Origin of the sequence: Tenacibaculum sp. SSH1-16 (genome assembly GCF_040104435.1) — a bacterium.
Lineage (GTDB): Bacteria > Bacteroidota > Bacteroidia > Flavobacteriales > Flavobacteriaceae > Polaribacter > Polaribacter mesophilus.
The window spans coordinates 44,794-59,872 of sequence record NZ_JBECOV010000001.1 but is presented as its reverse complement, the minus strand read 5'-3'; the positions used below and the strand labels follow the sequence as shown (position 1 = coordinate 59,872).

The window sequence follows — 15,079 nt, the reverse complement described above, 5'->3', positions numbered from 1 at the left end:
AATTGCTTTTACAATTCTTGCGAACCTAATACAAAGTATTTATAAACTCTTACGGAATCCCATAAGTTCAATTATTTAAGTAATAAAAGTAGTGTTACGTGTCATTAACGACTTCGGATGCAGCTGTCAAGGTCGCTGATATCACGGCATGCTCCGCAGACACCGCGGCACGGGTCGCTGATATCACGGCATGCTCCGCAGACACCGCGGCATGGGTCGCTGATATCACGGCATGCTCCGAAGACACCACGGCACGGGCCGCTGATATCACGGCATGCTCCGAAGATACCGCGGCATGGGTCGCTAATATCACGGCATGTTCCGTTGACACCACGGCATGGGTCGCTAATATCACGGCATGCTTCGTTGACACCGCGGCATGGGTCGCTGATATCGCGGAATGCTCCGTTGACACTACGGCACGGGTCGCTAATATCACGGTATGCTCCGCAGACACCACGGCATGGGTCGCTAATATCACGGCATGCTCCGAAGGCACCGCGGCACGGGTCGCTGATATTACGGCATGCTCCGCAGACACTACGGCACGGGTCGCTGATATCACGGCGTGCTCCGTTGACACCACGGCACGGGTCGCTAATATCACGGCATGCTCCGCAGACACCGCGGCATGGGTCGCTAATGTCACGGCATGCTCCGTTGACACCGCGGCACGGGTCGCTGATATCACGGCATGCTCCGAAGATACCACAGCACAGACCTTTATATAAAAGGCAATTGCCGTAACATTGTAAGAGCTTTGTGTAGAGGTAAGTGGTTAATTATCAATAACTAAGTGCTAAGTACTAAGAGCTAATAACTAATAACCAACAACTAAGCACTAACAACTAGCGAGTAACCACTACCTGTACGGAGGCCCCGCAACCCAACCCACAATAGACTTACGAATCCCTTTAGTAATAGGAGTAACACGATGCATCATAAAAGAAGGAAAAACAATGATGGTACCTTTCTCTCTAGGAGCACTTACAATTTTTTGATTCAGCATAAACTGTAAATCACCACCCTCATACTCATCAGGGTCAGATAACTGCATGGAAATACTCAGTTTTCTATCAGAAATTTCACCCGCACCAAAATCCAAATGCCAATCAAAAAAGTCACCCTCAGTATAACTAGCCAATTGCAAATTGTTATGAAAACCTAACAAATCAAACCAATATCGTTCGTTATTACACTGAATAGCCAAACCAGCCAATCGGTTGTAAATCCATTCAGTTTCAGGCGTATTTTCAATAAACATCACATCGCTTTTTCTAAGCTCATCATCATAAGTGTCTGCTCCGCTAAGCGTAGCCTTAATTTTTTGATTCTCACTCCATAAATTCAAAATTCTATCAGTTTCATGCGGAAGAAATAAACCATTGTAGTGTACAAACTCAGCAAAATTATGTTTTAACGGAAGACCAAAAGGATAGTTTATAGCCATGATATAAGAGTAGTTATAAGTTGAAAGAAGATTTCTTAATCTTTACAACACGTACGTTTTAAAATTCAGTTAGTATTTAGATAGCAAAATATAAAAAACAAACAAGAAGGAGTAAAAAACAGTCGTAAAAGCAAAAAAATAAATCAAGAGTGTCAAACCAGTTGATGCTTTTAGAGACAGAAATATGGAAAACTGTCAGTTCGAGTGATTTTGAGGTACGAAAAATAATATCGAGAACTAATTTAAGCGTTATAACTCTTTTTCTCGATACAAATATTACTCATTTCAATAGTAAAATTCACTCGAATTAACAAAATTTCATCAAAATGTACGATGTAAAAAGTGTAAGATAATACGCTAAAAATAAACTAAACACATACCATACACACATAAACACATACCATACACACAAAGTAGTAGAAAGTGAAAAACAACCTGTAACAGGTTTAGAATTTTGTTAGTAAAGAAACGGTAAAAATTACACAACAATAAGCAGTAAACTCAAAACAGAGAACTAAAAATAATTGTATTTTTACCTCAACAATTCAATACTATGATTTCACAAGAACAATTTAATAAAGAGTTAGATTTAATTATAGCAAATGCTATTAGAGAAGATATAGGAGATGGAGACCATACATCATTATCATGCATCCCTGCCGATGCAACAGGAAAAGCAAAACTATTAGTAAAAGACGAAGGTATAATAGCTGGAGTAGAATTTGCTAAAATGGTGTTTAACTATGTGGATGCTGATTTAGAAGTGGAAACTCTTATAAATGATGGATCACCCGTAAAGTACGGAGATATTGTTTTTTATGTATCAGGAAAATCACAGTCTATTTTAATGGCAGAACGTTTGGTACTAAACGCAATGCAACGTATGAGTGCTATTGCAACCAAAACTAAGTTTTTTGCTAATTTGTTAGAAGGAACCAAAACCAAGGTGTTAGACACTCGTAAAACTACACCAGGAATCCGTGCTTTAGAAAAGTGGGCGGTAAAAATAGGAGGCGGAGAAAATCACCGATTTGCTTTATACGATATGGTAATGATTAAAGACAATCACATCGATTTTGCTGGCGGAATTACACAAGCCATTACCAAAACCAAAAAGTACCTAGCAGAAAAAGGATTGGATATTAAAATTATTGTGGAGGCACGTAGCCTAGAAGAAATTGAAGAGATTTTACAAAACGAAGGTGTGTACAGAATTTTGATAGACAACTTTAACTATGAAGATACCCGTAAGGCGGTAGCTATGATAGGAGATACATGTTTAACAGAATCTTCAGGAGGAATTAACGAAGAAACCATTCGTAAGTATGCAGAATGCGGAGTTGATTTTATTTCGTCTGGAGCCTTAACACATTCAGTTTACAATATGGACTTAAGCTTAAAAGCTGTTGATTAATAAAGAATCGTCATTACGAGTGAAACGAAGTAATCTTAACAGGTAATTACGTTCACTTTGTTTAAATACTAAAAAACAGACCAATGAAAAAACAACTATTACTCATAGCAACGCTAGTAGTAGCTATGTCGTGTAAAACAGAGCAAACTAAAAAAGAAACCACTTCAAACATGGTAGAAAATCCATTATTAGTAAAAAGTTCTTTAGACTTTGGAGCACCAGATTTTACTAAAATAAAGAACGAACACTTTATGCCTGCAATTTTAAAAGGTATGGAAGTTCAAAATGAAGAAATAGCTAAAATTATAGCAAACACAGAAGCACCAACATTTGAAAATACCATTGCTGCACTTGAAGAAAGTAGCAAAATGTTAGACAATGCTACGGCTGTTTTTTATGCATTAGCAGGAGCACATACAAACGATACGATTAAAGACAATCAAAAAGAATTAGCACCTAAGTTTTCTAAACACAACGATGAAATTTTATTAAACACTAAGTTGTTTGAAAAAATAAAAGCGGTACACGATAATTTAGAGAATCTAGAATTGGATGCTGAGTCTAAACACTTGGTAAAAGAACAATATAAAAAGTTCGTTAAAGCAGGAGCTAACTTATCTGAAGAAAAGAAAAACGAGTTAAAAGAAATCAATGCAGAATTAGCAAGTTTATCTAACGACTTCGGAAAAAAGTTATTAGACGCGAGTAAAAAAGGAGGTTTAACAGTTACCGATAAAGAACAACTAAAAGGGCTTTCAGAAGAAACAATTAAAGGTTTAGAGAAAGACGGTAAGTATGAAATCCAACTGATTAATACTACACAACAACCTTTATTACAAACTTTAGAAAATAGAGAAGTTCGTAAACAATTGTTTGAAAAATCAATTCACAGAACTGATGCAGGTGAGTATAACACAAGCGACTTGGTAAAGAAAATGGCATCGTTACGTGCTAAAAAAGCGCAAATCTTAGGTTTTGACAACTTTGCAAGCTGGAGTTTACAAGGAACAATGGCAGCTACACCAGATAAAGTTTTTGAAATGTTCAACGGATTAATTCCGGGATCGTTATCAAAAGTAGCTGCTGAAACGAAAGAAATTCAAGCAGAAATCAACAAAGAAGGAAACGATTTTACTTTAGCACCATACGATTGGAATCATTTTGCTGAAAAAGTACGTAAGTCTAAATACAACTTAAACGAAGATGAGGTAAAACCATACTTTGAGTTAACCAACGTATTAGAAAAAGGGGTGTTTTATGCGGCTACAAAATTATACGGAATCACCTTTAAAAAGCGTACCGATATTCCTACCTATCATCCAGATGTGGTAGTGTATGAAATCTTTGAAGAAGACGGTAGCAAGTTAGGATTGTTCTACGGAGACTTCTTTGCAAGAGACAGTAAACGTGGTGGTGCGTGGATGGGAGCTTTTGTAAAGCAATCGAAATTAAGAGGTCAAAAACCAGTAATTTACAACGTTTGTAATTACCCAAAACCAGCAGAAGGAGAACCAGCATTAATCAGCTTTGATAATGTAGAAACTACCTTCCATGAGTTCGGACATGCGTTACACGGTTTATTCGGAAATCAAAAATATGCATCAATTTCAGGAACAAGTACGGCAAGAGACTTTGTAGAATTTCCATCGCAGTTCAATGAAAACTGGGCAACACATCCAGAGGTATTAAATAACTATGCTTTACATTATAAAACAGGAGAAGTGATTCCAGATGCATTATTACAAAAAATTAAGAATGCAGGAACGTTCAATCAAGGATATTCAATTATTGAAAACTTAGCATCTTCTAATTTAGATATGCAATGGCACACCATATCAGCAGATACAAACATTGAAGATGTAGCTAAATTTGAAGAAGAGGCATTAGCTAAAATGAAGTTAAAGATTGATGAGGTACCACCAAGATACCGTTCAACCTATTTTGCTCATATTTTTAGTGGAGGGTATGCCGCTGGATACTACTCGTATTTATGGACAGAAATGTTAAGTCACGATGCCTACGATTGGTTTAAAAACAACGGATTGTTAACCAGAGAAAACGGTCAGAAGTTTAGAGAACAAATCTTATCGAAAGGAAACACGATGGATTATGCAGAAATGTATAAAGTTTTTGCAGGAAGAGATCCACAAGCTGAACCAATGTTAAAAGCGAGAGGATTACAATAAATGAATGATTTCTTTGACAACGAAACGTTCACAAAAGTTGATTTTACACTAACAAAAATCAACAAAGGAGAATATGACAGCTGTACGTTCGAGAATTGCAATTTCGAGAACGTACATGCTTCAAATATTGAATTTTTAGAGTGTGAGTTTATCAACTGTAACTTTAGTAATACAGTGGTAAACCACACTTTTTTTAAAGATTGCACTTTTGAAAATTGTAAAATGGTTGGGGTAAAGTTTAACGAATGCAACAACTTTTTGCTAGAAATGAGCTTTCATAACTGCCAATTAAACTTATCTTCTTTTTACCAATTAAAAATCCCTACTACAAAATTTATAAGTTGTAATTTGCAAGAAGTAGATTTTGTTGAAGCTGATTTAAGTAGAGGTATCTTTAAAGATTGTGATTTAAAAGGAGCAATTTTTGATCAGACGAATTTAGAAAAAGCAGATCTTACAACTGCCACTAATTTTGCGATAGACCCTGAAAATAATAGCATTAAAAAAGCAAAATTTTCCAATGAGAATATTGTAGGATTGTTATATAAATATGATATTGTGGTGGAGTAATGTGGTTGGGGTTATTGAAGTAGCAAAGATGCTGAGGAATGAAGTTAAAAAGAAGTAAAGTTAGAAAGTAGTAGAGAAGCAAAGCTAAAGAAGAAGCAAAGTGAAAAAGAAAAGTATAAAATGAAAGAGAAAACACGTATAAAAACATTCAGAGATTTATTGGTTTGGCAAAAATCGATGGGTTTTGTAACAGAGGTTTATAAAATATCTAATAATTTTCCTAAGGAAGAAGTTTTTGGACTAACTTCACAAATGAGAAGAAGCGCAGTTTCAGTACCAAGTAATATTTCTGAAGGGTTTGGAAGACAAAGTTTAGGAGATTTTATTCGGTTTTTAAATATTGGAATAGCTTCGTTGTTTGAATTACAAACGCAACTTGAAATTTCTTCAAACTTAGCGTATATTTCAAAAGAATCTTTTGACAGGCTTTATGAAGAATCAAGAGAGAAAGAAAGAATGTTATCAAGTTTAATAAGAAAGCTAAAAGAAAAACGATAAAAACTATGCAACTTTGATATAGTAACACTATTCAACTTTGAAACTAAAAAAACTAGCATCTTTAAACCTCAGGAACTAATGATACTTTGCAGCTAAAAACACTTTGCATCTTAGAATCTCTGAAACTAGAAACACTTTGCAACTAAAAAGAAAATGACTAAACAGATAGAAGAAAGCCTTGAGAAAATTCCAGTAATAAACTGGCTCGTAGCCTTTGGAAAGAAAATTAAAATTCCGGGGTTAGAAGGAATGTCTTTGTATGATGTACTCGAAATGTATGTTATCGGTATTGTAAAAGGAGCATTAACAACAAGGGCAGGAGGTATTGCTTTTAGTTTCTTTATGGCAATCTTTCCATTCTTATTATTCATTTTAACACTCATCCCATACATTCCAATTGATGGATTCCAAGACGGATTACTCTCATTAATGCAAGAGGCGTTACCACCAAAAACCTTTGAAGCGGTAGATTTTGTGATAAAAGATATTATTAACAATCAGTACGGAGGATTGTTGTCATTCGGTTTTTTAGCCTCTATTTTTTTAATGACAAATGGTGTAAACGCAATATTTGGTGGATTTGAATATTCTTACCATGTAACAGAAATGAGAAGCGTTTTTAGAGCTTATTTTGTTTCCTTAGCGGTATCATTACTCATGTCTTTCTTCTTAATTGTAACGGTAACATTGATTATTTTTTATCAAATAGCGCTAACAAGAATCCATAAAATAGGATGGCTAAACACAGGAGATTTAGATTTGTTTTACTACGGAAGAGGTTTCTTGTTTTTAGTGATGATTTTTACAATTGTATCGCTACTTTTTAGATACGGAACCAAACAAGGGAAAGAAGTAAAATTCTTTTCACCAGGTGCTATTTTAACTACCGTAGTATCTATGTTTACTTTTTACTTATTTGGAATTTATGTAGTAAAGTTTGCACAATACAACCAACTATACGGTTCAATTGGTACGCTGTTAATCTTAATGCTTTTTGTGTGGTTAAACGCAATTATTCTTCTCCTAGGCTTTGAGTTAAATGCTACAATTTATCGTTTAAAACGTAAAAATAAAGCGAGAGTTAAATAACATTTTTCTTCATATTTTTTCGGATATTTGCAGGCTAAATAGAACAATAAACAATTGTCAATTAACAACAATCATAAACTGATTACTGGTAATTGATAAATGATAATTAAAAGAATATGAAACCAGGAATCCCAAAAGGAACAAGAGATTTTTCATCAACGGAAGTAGCAAAGAGGAACTATATTTTTAATACGATTAAACATTCGTTTGAAAATTTCGGATTTCAACCTATTGAAACGCCAAGTTTTGAAAACTCTTCTACATTAATGGGAAAATATGGAGAAGAAGGGGATCGATTGATTTTTAAAATCTTGAATTCTGGTGATTATTTAAAGAAAGTAGATGAAAACTTATTGGCAGATAAAAACAGTCAAAAAGTTACGTCGAAAATTTCTGAAAAAGCATTGCGCTACGACTTAACAGTACCGTTTGCACGTTACGTAGTACAACACCAAAACGAAATTACATTTCCATTTAAACGTTACCAAATTCAACCAGTTTGGAGAGCTGATAGACCTCAAAAAGGACGTTTCCGTGAGTTTTATCAATGTGATGCTGATGTAGTAGGAAGTACTTCACTATGGCAAGAAGTTGAATTCGTTCAATTATATGATACCGTTTTTAGTAAGTTAGGATTAAATGGTACGACTATCAAAATCAATAACCGAAAAATCTTGTCTGGAATAGCTGAGGTAATTGGAGCATCAGACAAATTGATTGATTTTACAGTGGCTTTAGATAAGTTAGATAAAATAGGAAAAGAGGGTGTGGTTAAGGAGATGTTGGAGAAAGGAATTTCTACTGAAGCCATTGAAAAAGTGGATCCGTTATTTAACTTTTCAGGAAGTAATCAAGATAAGTTAGCTTCTTTAGAGGCTATGTTACAAGGATCGGAAGAAGGATTACAAGGAGTAGCTGATGTAAGAACCGTAGTTGATAATGTAGAAAGTATTGGGTTAGATTCAGCTAGTTTAGAATTAGAGGTAACCTTAGCTAGAGGATTGAACTATTACACAGGTGCTATTTATGAAGTAGCAGCACCTGAAGGTGTAAAAATGAGTTCTATTGGTGGTGGAGGTCGTTATGACGACTTGACAGGTATTTTCGGTTTAAAAGATGTTTCTGGAGTAGGAATATCTTTCGGATTGGATAGAATTTACTTGGTGATGGAAGAATTAGGACTGTTTGAAGCAGTAGAATTGCCAAAACCAAAAGTATTGTTCTTAAACTTTGACGAAAACGAGAGTTTAGATAAAATAAAAGCCATAAAAGCATTAAGACAAAACAATATTAAGTCAGAAATGTATCCAGATGTGGCAAGCAGTAACAACCAGCAAAAAAAGCAATGGAAGTATGCTACAAATAGAGAAATAGAGTTTGTAGTTACAACTGTTGAAAACGGTACGCTTGTTGTTAAAAATATGTCTACAGGAGAGCAAACTACTTGTTCTTTAGACGAATTGATAAATAAAGTGCAGTAAATTACCAACAATGTTGTAAATTTGCGCCCTACTAATTTTAGATAGAAATGTTTGAAGTGAACAACAACAAAATGAATGACGATAGAATTGACGAAATAGGAGAGAACCACATTGCTACGTCGGCTAAAACACCTTTACGTGCAGATGCTTTCGATATTTCTGACGACGAAAAAATAGAAAGAATTCAAGAAAGTGTTAAAGAAATTCTTGAAACTCTAGGAATGGATTTAACAGACGATAGCATGCAAGGTACTCCTAAAAGAGTTGCAAAAGCTTTCGTAAATGAGTTGTTTATGGGGTTAAACCCAAAAAACAAACCAAAGGCATCAACATTTGACAATACATACAAGTATGGTGAAATGTTAGTTGAAAAAAACATTATTGTATATTCAACATGTGAGCACCACTTATTACCAATTATTGGTAGAGCTCACGTTGCGTATATTTCAAATGGTAAAGTAATCGGTTTATCTAAGATGAATCGTATTGTAGAGTATTACGCTAAGCGTCCGCAAGTACAAGAGCGTTTAACAATGCAAGTAGTACAAGCAATGCAAGAAGCATTAGGAACGCAAGATGTTGCTTGTGTTATAGATGCTAAACATTTATGCGTTAACTCACGAGGAATTAAAGATATTGAAAGTAGTACAGTAACTGCTGAGTTTGGTGGAGCATTTAAAAACAAAGAAACTAAGCGTGAATTCTTAGATTACATAAAATTAAACACTGATTTTCAATAGAAAATAAGTAGTAAATAAATTAAAAAGCTCATTCTTTAGAATGAGCTTTTTTACTTCTAGTAAAAAAGTATAACAAGAGAACTCTCAACTAAGGTTGAGAGTTTTTTGTTTTTATCTATACTTAAATTAGTTTTTAACTAGTTGAAATACAGTGTTATTTACGTTTAGTTAAAACTAAAACCTTTGGTGTTAACAATTCTGTTACGCTATAATAGCAATTCGTAAAAGTTTTCTTAATGTTTAAAAGTTTACAAATAGTAAAATAATATAGTGATTTGCAATATTAATTTTAATAATTGTAAATAATAAACCAATGAATAATTTTAAACTTTTACTAAGTTCACTATTTGTTCTTTTTACGTGTAGTGCAGCTTTAGGTCAGGGGGCTACTATTGTTGGAATAGTAAATGATGGAAATTATCCTTTGCCTGGTGCTAGTGTTATGTTGTCGGGAACAACAAAAGGCGTTAACACAGATTTTGATGGAAATTTTGTGTTGTCTAATGTCAAAAAGGGGGAAGTAACCTTAGAAATATCTTACATAGGTTTTGAAACAAAAAGAGTTTCAATTAACACGAATGTAAAGAAAAATGTAGGTGTAATTACGTTAGTACCATCTAACCAAAATTTAGAAGAAGTAATTATTACCTCTTCAGGAAGAAGAAACAGTGAAGCAAGAGCATTGAGTATTCAAAAGAAATCAATGAGTATTATGAATGTGATTGCAGCAGATGGAATAGGGAAATTACCAGACAGAAATGCAGCGGAAACGGTACAACGTATTCAAGGATTATCTATTGAAAGAGATCAAGGAGAAGGACGTTTTGTATCAGTTCGTGGATTGCCGCCATTCTGGGCTTCTACAACAATTAACGGAAACCGTATTCCTACCGCAGAAGAAGAAACAACTTCAAGAGCTACTGCTTTCGATTTTTTCCCATCAGAGTTAATCTCATATGTACAAGCAGCAAAAGCATACACACCAGATATGGAAGCTGATGGTATTGGTGGAGGAGTAAACTTTATTACACAAACAGCACCAGCAAAAAGAGTTTTAAACGTAAATGTTGGCGGAGGATATAACGAGAAATCTGGAGAGCCAATTTACAATGCTTCATTAACGTATGGAAATAGAAGTAAAGATGGAAAGTTTGGGTTTATTGTTAACGGTTCATATTGGAATAGAAATTGGGGAACGGACAATTTTGAAGCAAGAAGAAAAGGAGATGAAGGTGTATTTAGAATGGAGTTAAGAGATTACAACGGTGTAAGAATAACCAAAGGGTTAAACGGAGCGATGGAGTATAATTTTACACCAGAACATAAAATGCACTTTAGAGGAGTGTACGGAACATTGTCAGATACAGAAACACATTATAAGCATAGAGTACGTTTTGATAAGTTTGATTCAGGAACAAACACAGCAAGGGTTGAGTTACAAAATATCTACAATGAACTAATTACTGAAATGATTGGTGGTGAAATTGGAGGGCGACATATTACAGGTAATGGAAAGTTTGATTGGAGTATAGCTAATTATAATAATGAGTTTAGATACGGAGGAATTCCAACAGAGCAAGATAAGAGCTACTATGTAGTGAAGTTTAAGCAAGATGGAGTAGGAATGAAACCTGAATATTTACAGAATAGACCAGAAGCAGCTGGTGGAGCTGGAGACGATAGAGCATACTGGAAAGCAGATGGTGGATTGTTAGACTATAACGATACAGATGCTTTATTTGGTTTCTTTAGCGATCCTTCATTTAAAATGGATGCATCTCAAATGTCATTTGCAGATTTAGAGTTGTATAAAATATCAATTAAAGAGCGTGATAACATTGTAGCGTCTTTAAACTATGAACATACTTTTAATGACAGCTTTAAAATAAAAGTGGGTACAAAATATAGAGATAAAGATCGTAGAGCTAAGTTTGAGGATGTATACTATGGTTGGGATGAAGCAAACGCAGGAACAACACCTAACCTGTCAGATTACTCTCAAAATATTATAGAGCAACCAGGAAGAGCTGATTTTTTAAACGAAATGGGGTCTAATATTCAGTCTACTTTCGGACCAGTATTATCAGAACAAGGAATGGTAAACTTCTGGAAAAACAATAAAAACAACTTAAGTGTTTTAGAAGGAGATTCAGAAATTTTACAGAACGGTGGAGGTTTAGGAAGAAACTTTAATGTAGATGAAACTCATTTATCATTCTACGGAATGGGAACCTTAAAATTATCAGATCAATTCACGGTATTGGGAGGTTTACGAGCAACCAAAACAGAAACAGAAGTAAACGGTTATGTTTGGGATGCTGATCAAAGCCAATTAAATGCTGTAAGAAATGTAAAAGACTATTGGGCAGTATTACCAATGTTACATGTAAAATACTCACCAAAAACTGATTTAAACATTCGTTTTGCAGCAACAAGAAGTTTCTCAAGACCAAACTTTGGAGATATTGCTCCTGGAGGTACCTTCATCTCATTTGATAACGAGTTTAAAGGAGGGAATCCAAACTTAAATCCTACATTCTCATGGAACTTTGATTTATTAGGAGAGTACTACTTTAAAAATGTAGGAGTAATAAATGCAGGTATTTTCTATAAGTCAATTACCGATCCTGTATTCAACGATACGTACCAGGGTACTTACAACGGAAATACAGGAGTAGAGTTTAGTACACCGGTAAATGGAGCAGACGCTTGGATTGGTGGTATAGAATTAGGGATTAACAAACGATTTGACTTCTTACCAGGATTCTTACAATACTTCGGAACTCAATTAAATGCAACATTTATGGATTCTGAAATGACAAAACCAAGTGGAAGAAAAGTATCTATTGCATACCAAGCCAATACCTTATTTAATGCACAGTTATTCTTTGAAAAAGGAGGATTCAATACACGATTAGCCTATAACCACAAAGGAAGCTATGCAATTGGGTTTGGAGAAAGAGACATTGATGATATTTACTATGGAAAATACAACACACTAGATTTTTCAGCCTCATATCAAATAGGTAAAAACTGGACCATTTTTACAGATGTAAATAACATATTAAACAATCCCCTAATTTATCATTATGGAAAAACTGAAGACCGTCCTAAGCAAGTAGAATTCTACGGGATAAAAGGAAGCATCGGTGTAAAGTATAATCTGTAATGAACTTGTTTTCTGTTTATAAATGCAATGCGGGCTCTCATTTTAATGAGGGCTTGCATTATTAAAAAAGTTAGTATGAATATAAGATTTATAGCAAGAGCCTCTATAGCAGCTTTCGGTACGTACTTTTGTATGTATGCTTTTCGAAAGCCATTTACAGTAGCCACTTTTGCCGATGAAAGTTTTTGGGGAATTGATTATAAAATTCTCTTGATAATAGCCCAAGTAGTGGGGTATACATTATCAAAGTTTATAGGGATAAAAGTCATTTCCGAAATGAAATCAGGTAAAAGGATGCTAGCTTTAGTTAGCTTTATTCTATTTGCAGAAGTAAGCTTGTTAGGTTTTGCTATAACTCCCGCACCCTACAATATCTTATTCCTGTTTTTAAATGGATTGCCCTTAGGCATGGTTTGGGGAATTGTGTTTTCTTATTTAGAAGGAAGAAAAGCTACAGAATTATTAGGAGTAATCTTGTCTTCGAGTTTTATAGTTTCTTCAGGAGCTGTAAAATCAGTTGGAAAAATAGTGTTGGATAGCTTTGGATTTAACGAATATTGGATGCCTTTTATAACGGGACTATTTTTTATAATTCCGTTGATATTTTTTGCTTGGTTACTAGAGAAGTTACCCAAACCAACAGAAGAAGATACACGACTTAAAGTAGTACGTAAACCATTAGATTCAGCTGGAAGAAAAAAGTTATTCAAAGAGTTTTCAGGACCTTTAATACTTATCGTTTTCTTTTTTATGCTACTCACAGCATTAAGAGATTTTAGAGACAACTTTGCCCGAGAAATATGGGACTCTTTAGGGTACAAAGACGCTTCAATTTATAGTATTTCAGAAATTCCTATAGCCATTATTGTACTCATTATTTTAGGATTTATAGGTAGTATTACTAAAAACTACAAAGCATTTGTGTACTATCATTATGTGCTGTTCGTTTCTTGTTTAGCAGTAATTATCAGTACTTATTTATTTCAATACAACGAAATTTCAGCATTAACATGGATGATTATTTCTGGTTTAGGACTGTATAGTTGTTATGTGCCTTTCAACGGAATATTTTTCGATCGCATGATTGCAACTTTTAAAATAAATGGAAATGTAGGGTTCTTAATTTATATAGCTGATGCTTTTGGTTACTTAGGAAGTATATTAATTCTATTATATAAAAACTTCGGAAAAGGAGATATTTCATGGCTAAGCTTTTTTACATACGCACTTTACATTTTAGCATTTATAGGAATACTTATAACACTATATAGCTTTTACTTTTTTAAAGCTAAAAAAAACAAAGAACAAAAAATAAATCAATTAGTATATGAATCATAAATATGACCTTATTGTTGTTGGAGGGGGAGTTCTAGGAACTTTTCATGCCTATCATGCTGCAAAGAAAGGGTTGTCAGTAGCTATTTTAGAAAAAGATAACAAACCACAAGGAGCTACAGTTCGTAATTTCGGACAAGTAGTGCCTTCAGGGATGAATCAAAAATGGCAAAACTATGGAAGAGAAAGTTTAGCTATTTATAAAAGCATTCAAGAACAGTTTGATGTTTCCATACGCCAAAACGGAACTGTATATATCGCTTCAAACGAGGAAGAAATTCAGTTAATAGAAGAATTGCATCAAATTAATAAGAATAATAGCTATACGTCACAACTATTAACCAAAGAACAATGTTTAGATAAGTATGCTGGCTTGCGTAGTGACTACTGTAAAGCAGGGTTGTTTTTTCCTGAAGAAGTAACTGTGGAACCTAGAGTTATGATTCTTCGTTTACATGAGTACATGAAAAAAGAATTGAATGTAACAATACACTATAATACTAACGTGGTTGCTACAAATAATGTTACCAGTTGTGTATCAGTGTTAACATCAAATTCTGAAGAATTATTGGCGTCAAAAGTAATTATCTGCAACGGAAGTGATTTTAAGACATTGTATCCGTCAATATATAATGAAAGCGATTTAATTGTGTCTAAGCTACAAATGATGCAAACAAAACCACAGAAGAATTACCAATTAGACGGATCTATTTTAACAGGGTTAACAATTAGAAGATATGAAGCTTTTGAAGAATGTGCTTCATGGAATGCAATAAAAGCTAAAGAAGATCCGAATTCGTTTGAGAAAAAATACGGAGTACATATTTTATTTAAGCAAGCGACGGATGGTTCTGTTATTTTGGGTGATTCACATGAATATGCAACGGCAAAAAATATAGACGACCTTGGATTTGACTTGAATGAAGATATAGATAATTTCATGATTCAAGAAGCTAAAAAAATTATCGATTTACCAACGTACGAAATTCAACATCGTTGGGCAGGATTTTATAGCCAATGTAAAAACAAAGATCTTTTTGAATATTCGGTAGGAGAAAATATACACATTATAACAGGAATTGGAGGGAAAGGAATGACAGGTAGCGCAGGCTTTTCAAAAGAAAGTATTAATAAATTATTTTAAGTA

Annotated in this window: 11 protein-coding genes; 10 read left to right on the top strand and 1 reads right to left on the bottom strand. The window is 34.2% G+C overall.

Annotation, left to right across the window (positions count from 1 at the left end; translation table 11 throughout):
- Positions 1 to 862 precede the first annotated feature (862 nt).
- On the bottom strand, positions 863 to 1,450 hold the full coding sequence (locus tag ABMY20_RS00315; protein WP_349264340.1) for a 2OG-Fe(II) oxygenase: 588 nt from the start codon (positions 1,448 to 1,450) through the stop codon (positions 863 to 865).
- A 553-nt stretch (positions 1,451 to 2,003) separates the two neighbouring features.
- Between ABMY20_RS00315 and nadC the strand changes: the two genes are divergently transcribed.
- The 10 genes from nadC to ABMY20_RS00265 all read left to right on the top strand — a co-directional run bounded on the left by nadC (position 2,004) and on the right by ABMY20_RS00265 (position 15,076).
- Positions 2,004 to 2,864 carry a carboxylating nicotinate-nucleotide diphosphorylase gene (gene nadC, locus ABMY20_RS00310; RefSeq protein ID WP_349264339.1) on the top strand — a complete coding sequence of 287 codons (861 nt, stop codon included), beginning with the start codon at positions 2,004 to 2,006 and terminating at the stop codon, positions 2,862 to 2,864.
- 83 nt (positions 2,865 to 2,947) lie between these two features.
- The gene (locus tag ABMY20_RS00305) at positions 2,948 to 5,050 is read left to right on the top strand and encodes a M3 family metallopeptidase (protein WP_349264338.1); all 2,103 of its coding nucleotides are present in this window, start codon (positions 2,948 to 2,950) and stop codon (positions 5,048 to 5,050) included.
- A complete protein-coding gene (locus ABMY20_RS00300) occupies positions 5,051 to 5,620 on the top strand; it encodes a pentapeptide repeat-containing protein (RefSeq protein WP_349264337.1) in 570 nt (189 codons plus the stop codon).
- A 120-nt stretch (positions 5,621 to 5,740) separates the two neighbouring features.
- On the top strand, positions 5,741 to 6,118 hold the full coding sequence (locus tag ABMY20_RS00295; RefSeq protein WP_349264336.1) for a four helix bundle protein: 378 nt from the start codon (positions 5,741 to 5,743) through the stop codon (positions 6,116 to 6,118).
- 153 nt (positions 6,119 to 6,271) lie between these two features.
- Positions 6,272 to 7,207, top strand: coding sequence for a YihY/virulence factor BrkB family protein (locus ABMY20_RS00290; protein WP_125068335.1), 936 nt, complete (start codon positions 6,272 to 6,274; stop codon positions 7,205 to 7,207).
- A gap of 116 nt (positions 7,208 to 7,323) precedes the next feature.
- On the top strand, positions 7,324 to 8,688 hold the full coding sequence (gene hisS / locus ABMY20_RS00285) for a histidine--tRNA ligase (protein ID WP_349264335.1): 1,365 nt from the start codon (positions 7,324 to 7,326) through the stop codon (positions 8,686 to 8,688).
- A gap of 47 nt (positions 8,689 to 8,735) precedes the next feature.
- Positions 8,736 to 9,428 (top strand): GTP cyclohydrolase I FolE, encoded by a 693-nt coding sequence (folE, locus tag ABMY20_RS00280; protein WP_047790480.1) that lies wholly within the window; start codon positions 8,736 to 8,738, stop codon positions 9,426 to 9,428.
- A 313-nt stretch (positions 9,429 to 9,741) separates the two neighbouring features.
- On the top strand, positions 9,742 to 12,597 hold the full coding sequence (locus tag ABMY20_RS00275; protein WP_349264334.1) for a TonB-dependent receptor: 2,856 nt from the start codon (positions 9,742 to 9,744) through the stop codon (positions 12,595 to 12,597).
- A 75-nt stretch (positions 12,598 to 12,672) separates the two neighbouring features.
- The gene (locus tag ABMY20_RS00270) at positions 12,673 to 13,935 is read left to right on the top strand and encodes a DUF5690 family protein (protein WP_349264333.1); all 1,263 of its coding nucleotides are present in this window, start codon (positions 12,673 to 12,675) and stop codon (positions 13,933 to 13,935) included.
- The gene (locus tag ABMY20_RS00265; protein ID WP_349264332.1) at positions 13,925 to 15,076 is read left to right on the top strand and encodes a TIGR03364 family FAD-dependent oxidoreductase; all 1,152 of its coding nucleotides are present in this window, start codon (positions 13,925 to 13,927) and stop codon (positions 15,074 to 15,076) included. Before ABMY20_RS00270 ends, ABMY20_RS00265 begins: the two co-directional genes overlap by 11 nt.
- The last annotated feature ends 3 nt before the right edge of the window (positions 15,077 to 15,079 follow it).

Coding starts and splice junctions, on each gene's coding strand:
- ABMY20_RS00315 (WP_349264340.1), bottom strand. CDS start 1,450: ATGGCTATAAACTATCCTTTTGGTCTTCCGTTAAAACATAATTTTGCT.
- nadC (WP_349264339.1), top strand. CDS start 2,004: ATGATTTCACAAGAACAATTTAATAAAGAGTTAGATTTAATTATAGCA.
- ABMY20_RS00305 (WP_349264338.1), top strand. CDS start 2,948: ATGAAAAAACAACTATTACTCATAGCAACGCTAGTAGTAGCTATGTCG.
- ABMY20_RS00300 (WP_349264337.1), top strand. CDS start 5,051: ATGAATGATTTCTTTGACAACGAAACGTTCACAAAAGTTGATTTTACA.
- ABMY20_RS00295 (WP_349264336.1), top strand. CDS start 5,741: ATGAAAGAGAAAACACGTATAAAAACATTCAGAGATTTATTGGTTTGG.
- ABMY20_RS00290 (WP_125068335.1), top strand. CDS start 6,272: ATGACTAAACAGATAGAAGAAAGCCTTGAGAAAATTCCAGTAATAAAC.
- hisS (WP_349264335.1), top strand. CDS start 7,324: ATGAAACCAGGAATCCCAAAAGGAACAAGAGATTTTTCATCAACGGAA.
- folE (WP_047790480.1), top strand. CDS start 8,736: ATGTTTGAAGTGAACAACAACAAAATGAATGACGATAGAATTGACGAA.
- ABMY20_RS00275 (WP_349264334.1), top strand. CDS start 9,742: ATGAATAATTTTAAACTTTTACTAAGTTCACTATTTGTTCTTTTTACG.
- ABMY20_RS00270 (WP_349264333.1), top strand. CDS start 12,673: ATGAATATAAGATTTATAGCAAGAGCCTCTATAGCAGCTTTCGGTACG.
- ABMY20_RS00265 (WP_349264332.1), top strand. CDS start 13,925: ATGAATCATAAATATGACCTTATTGTTGTTGGAGGGGGAGTTCTAGGA.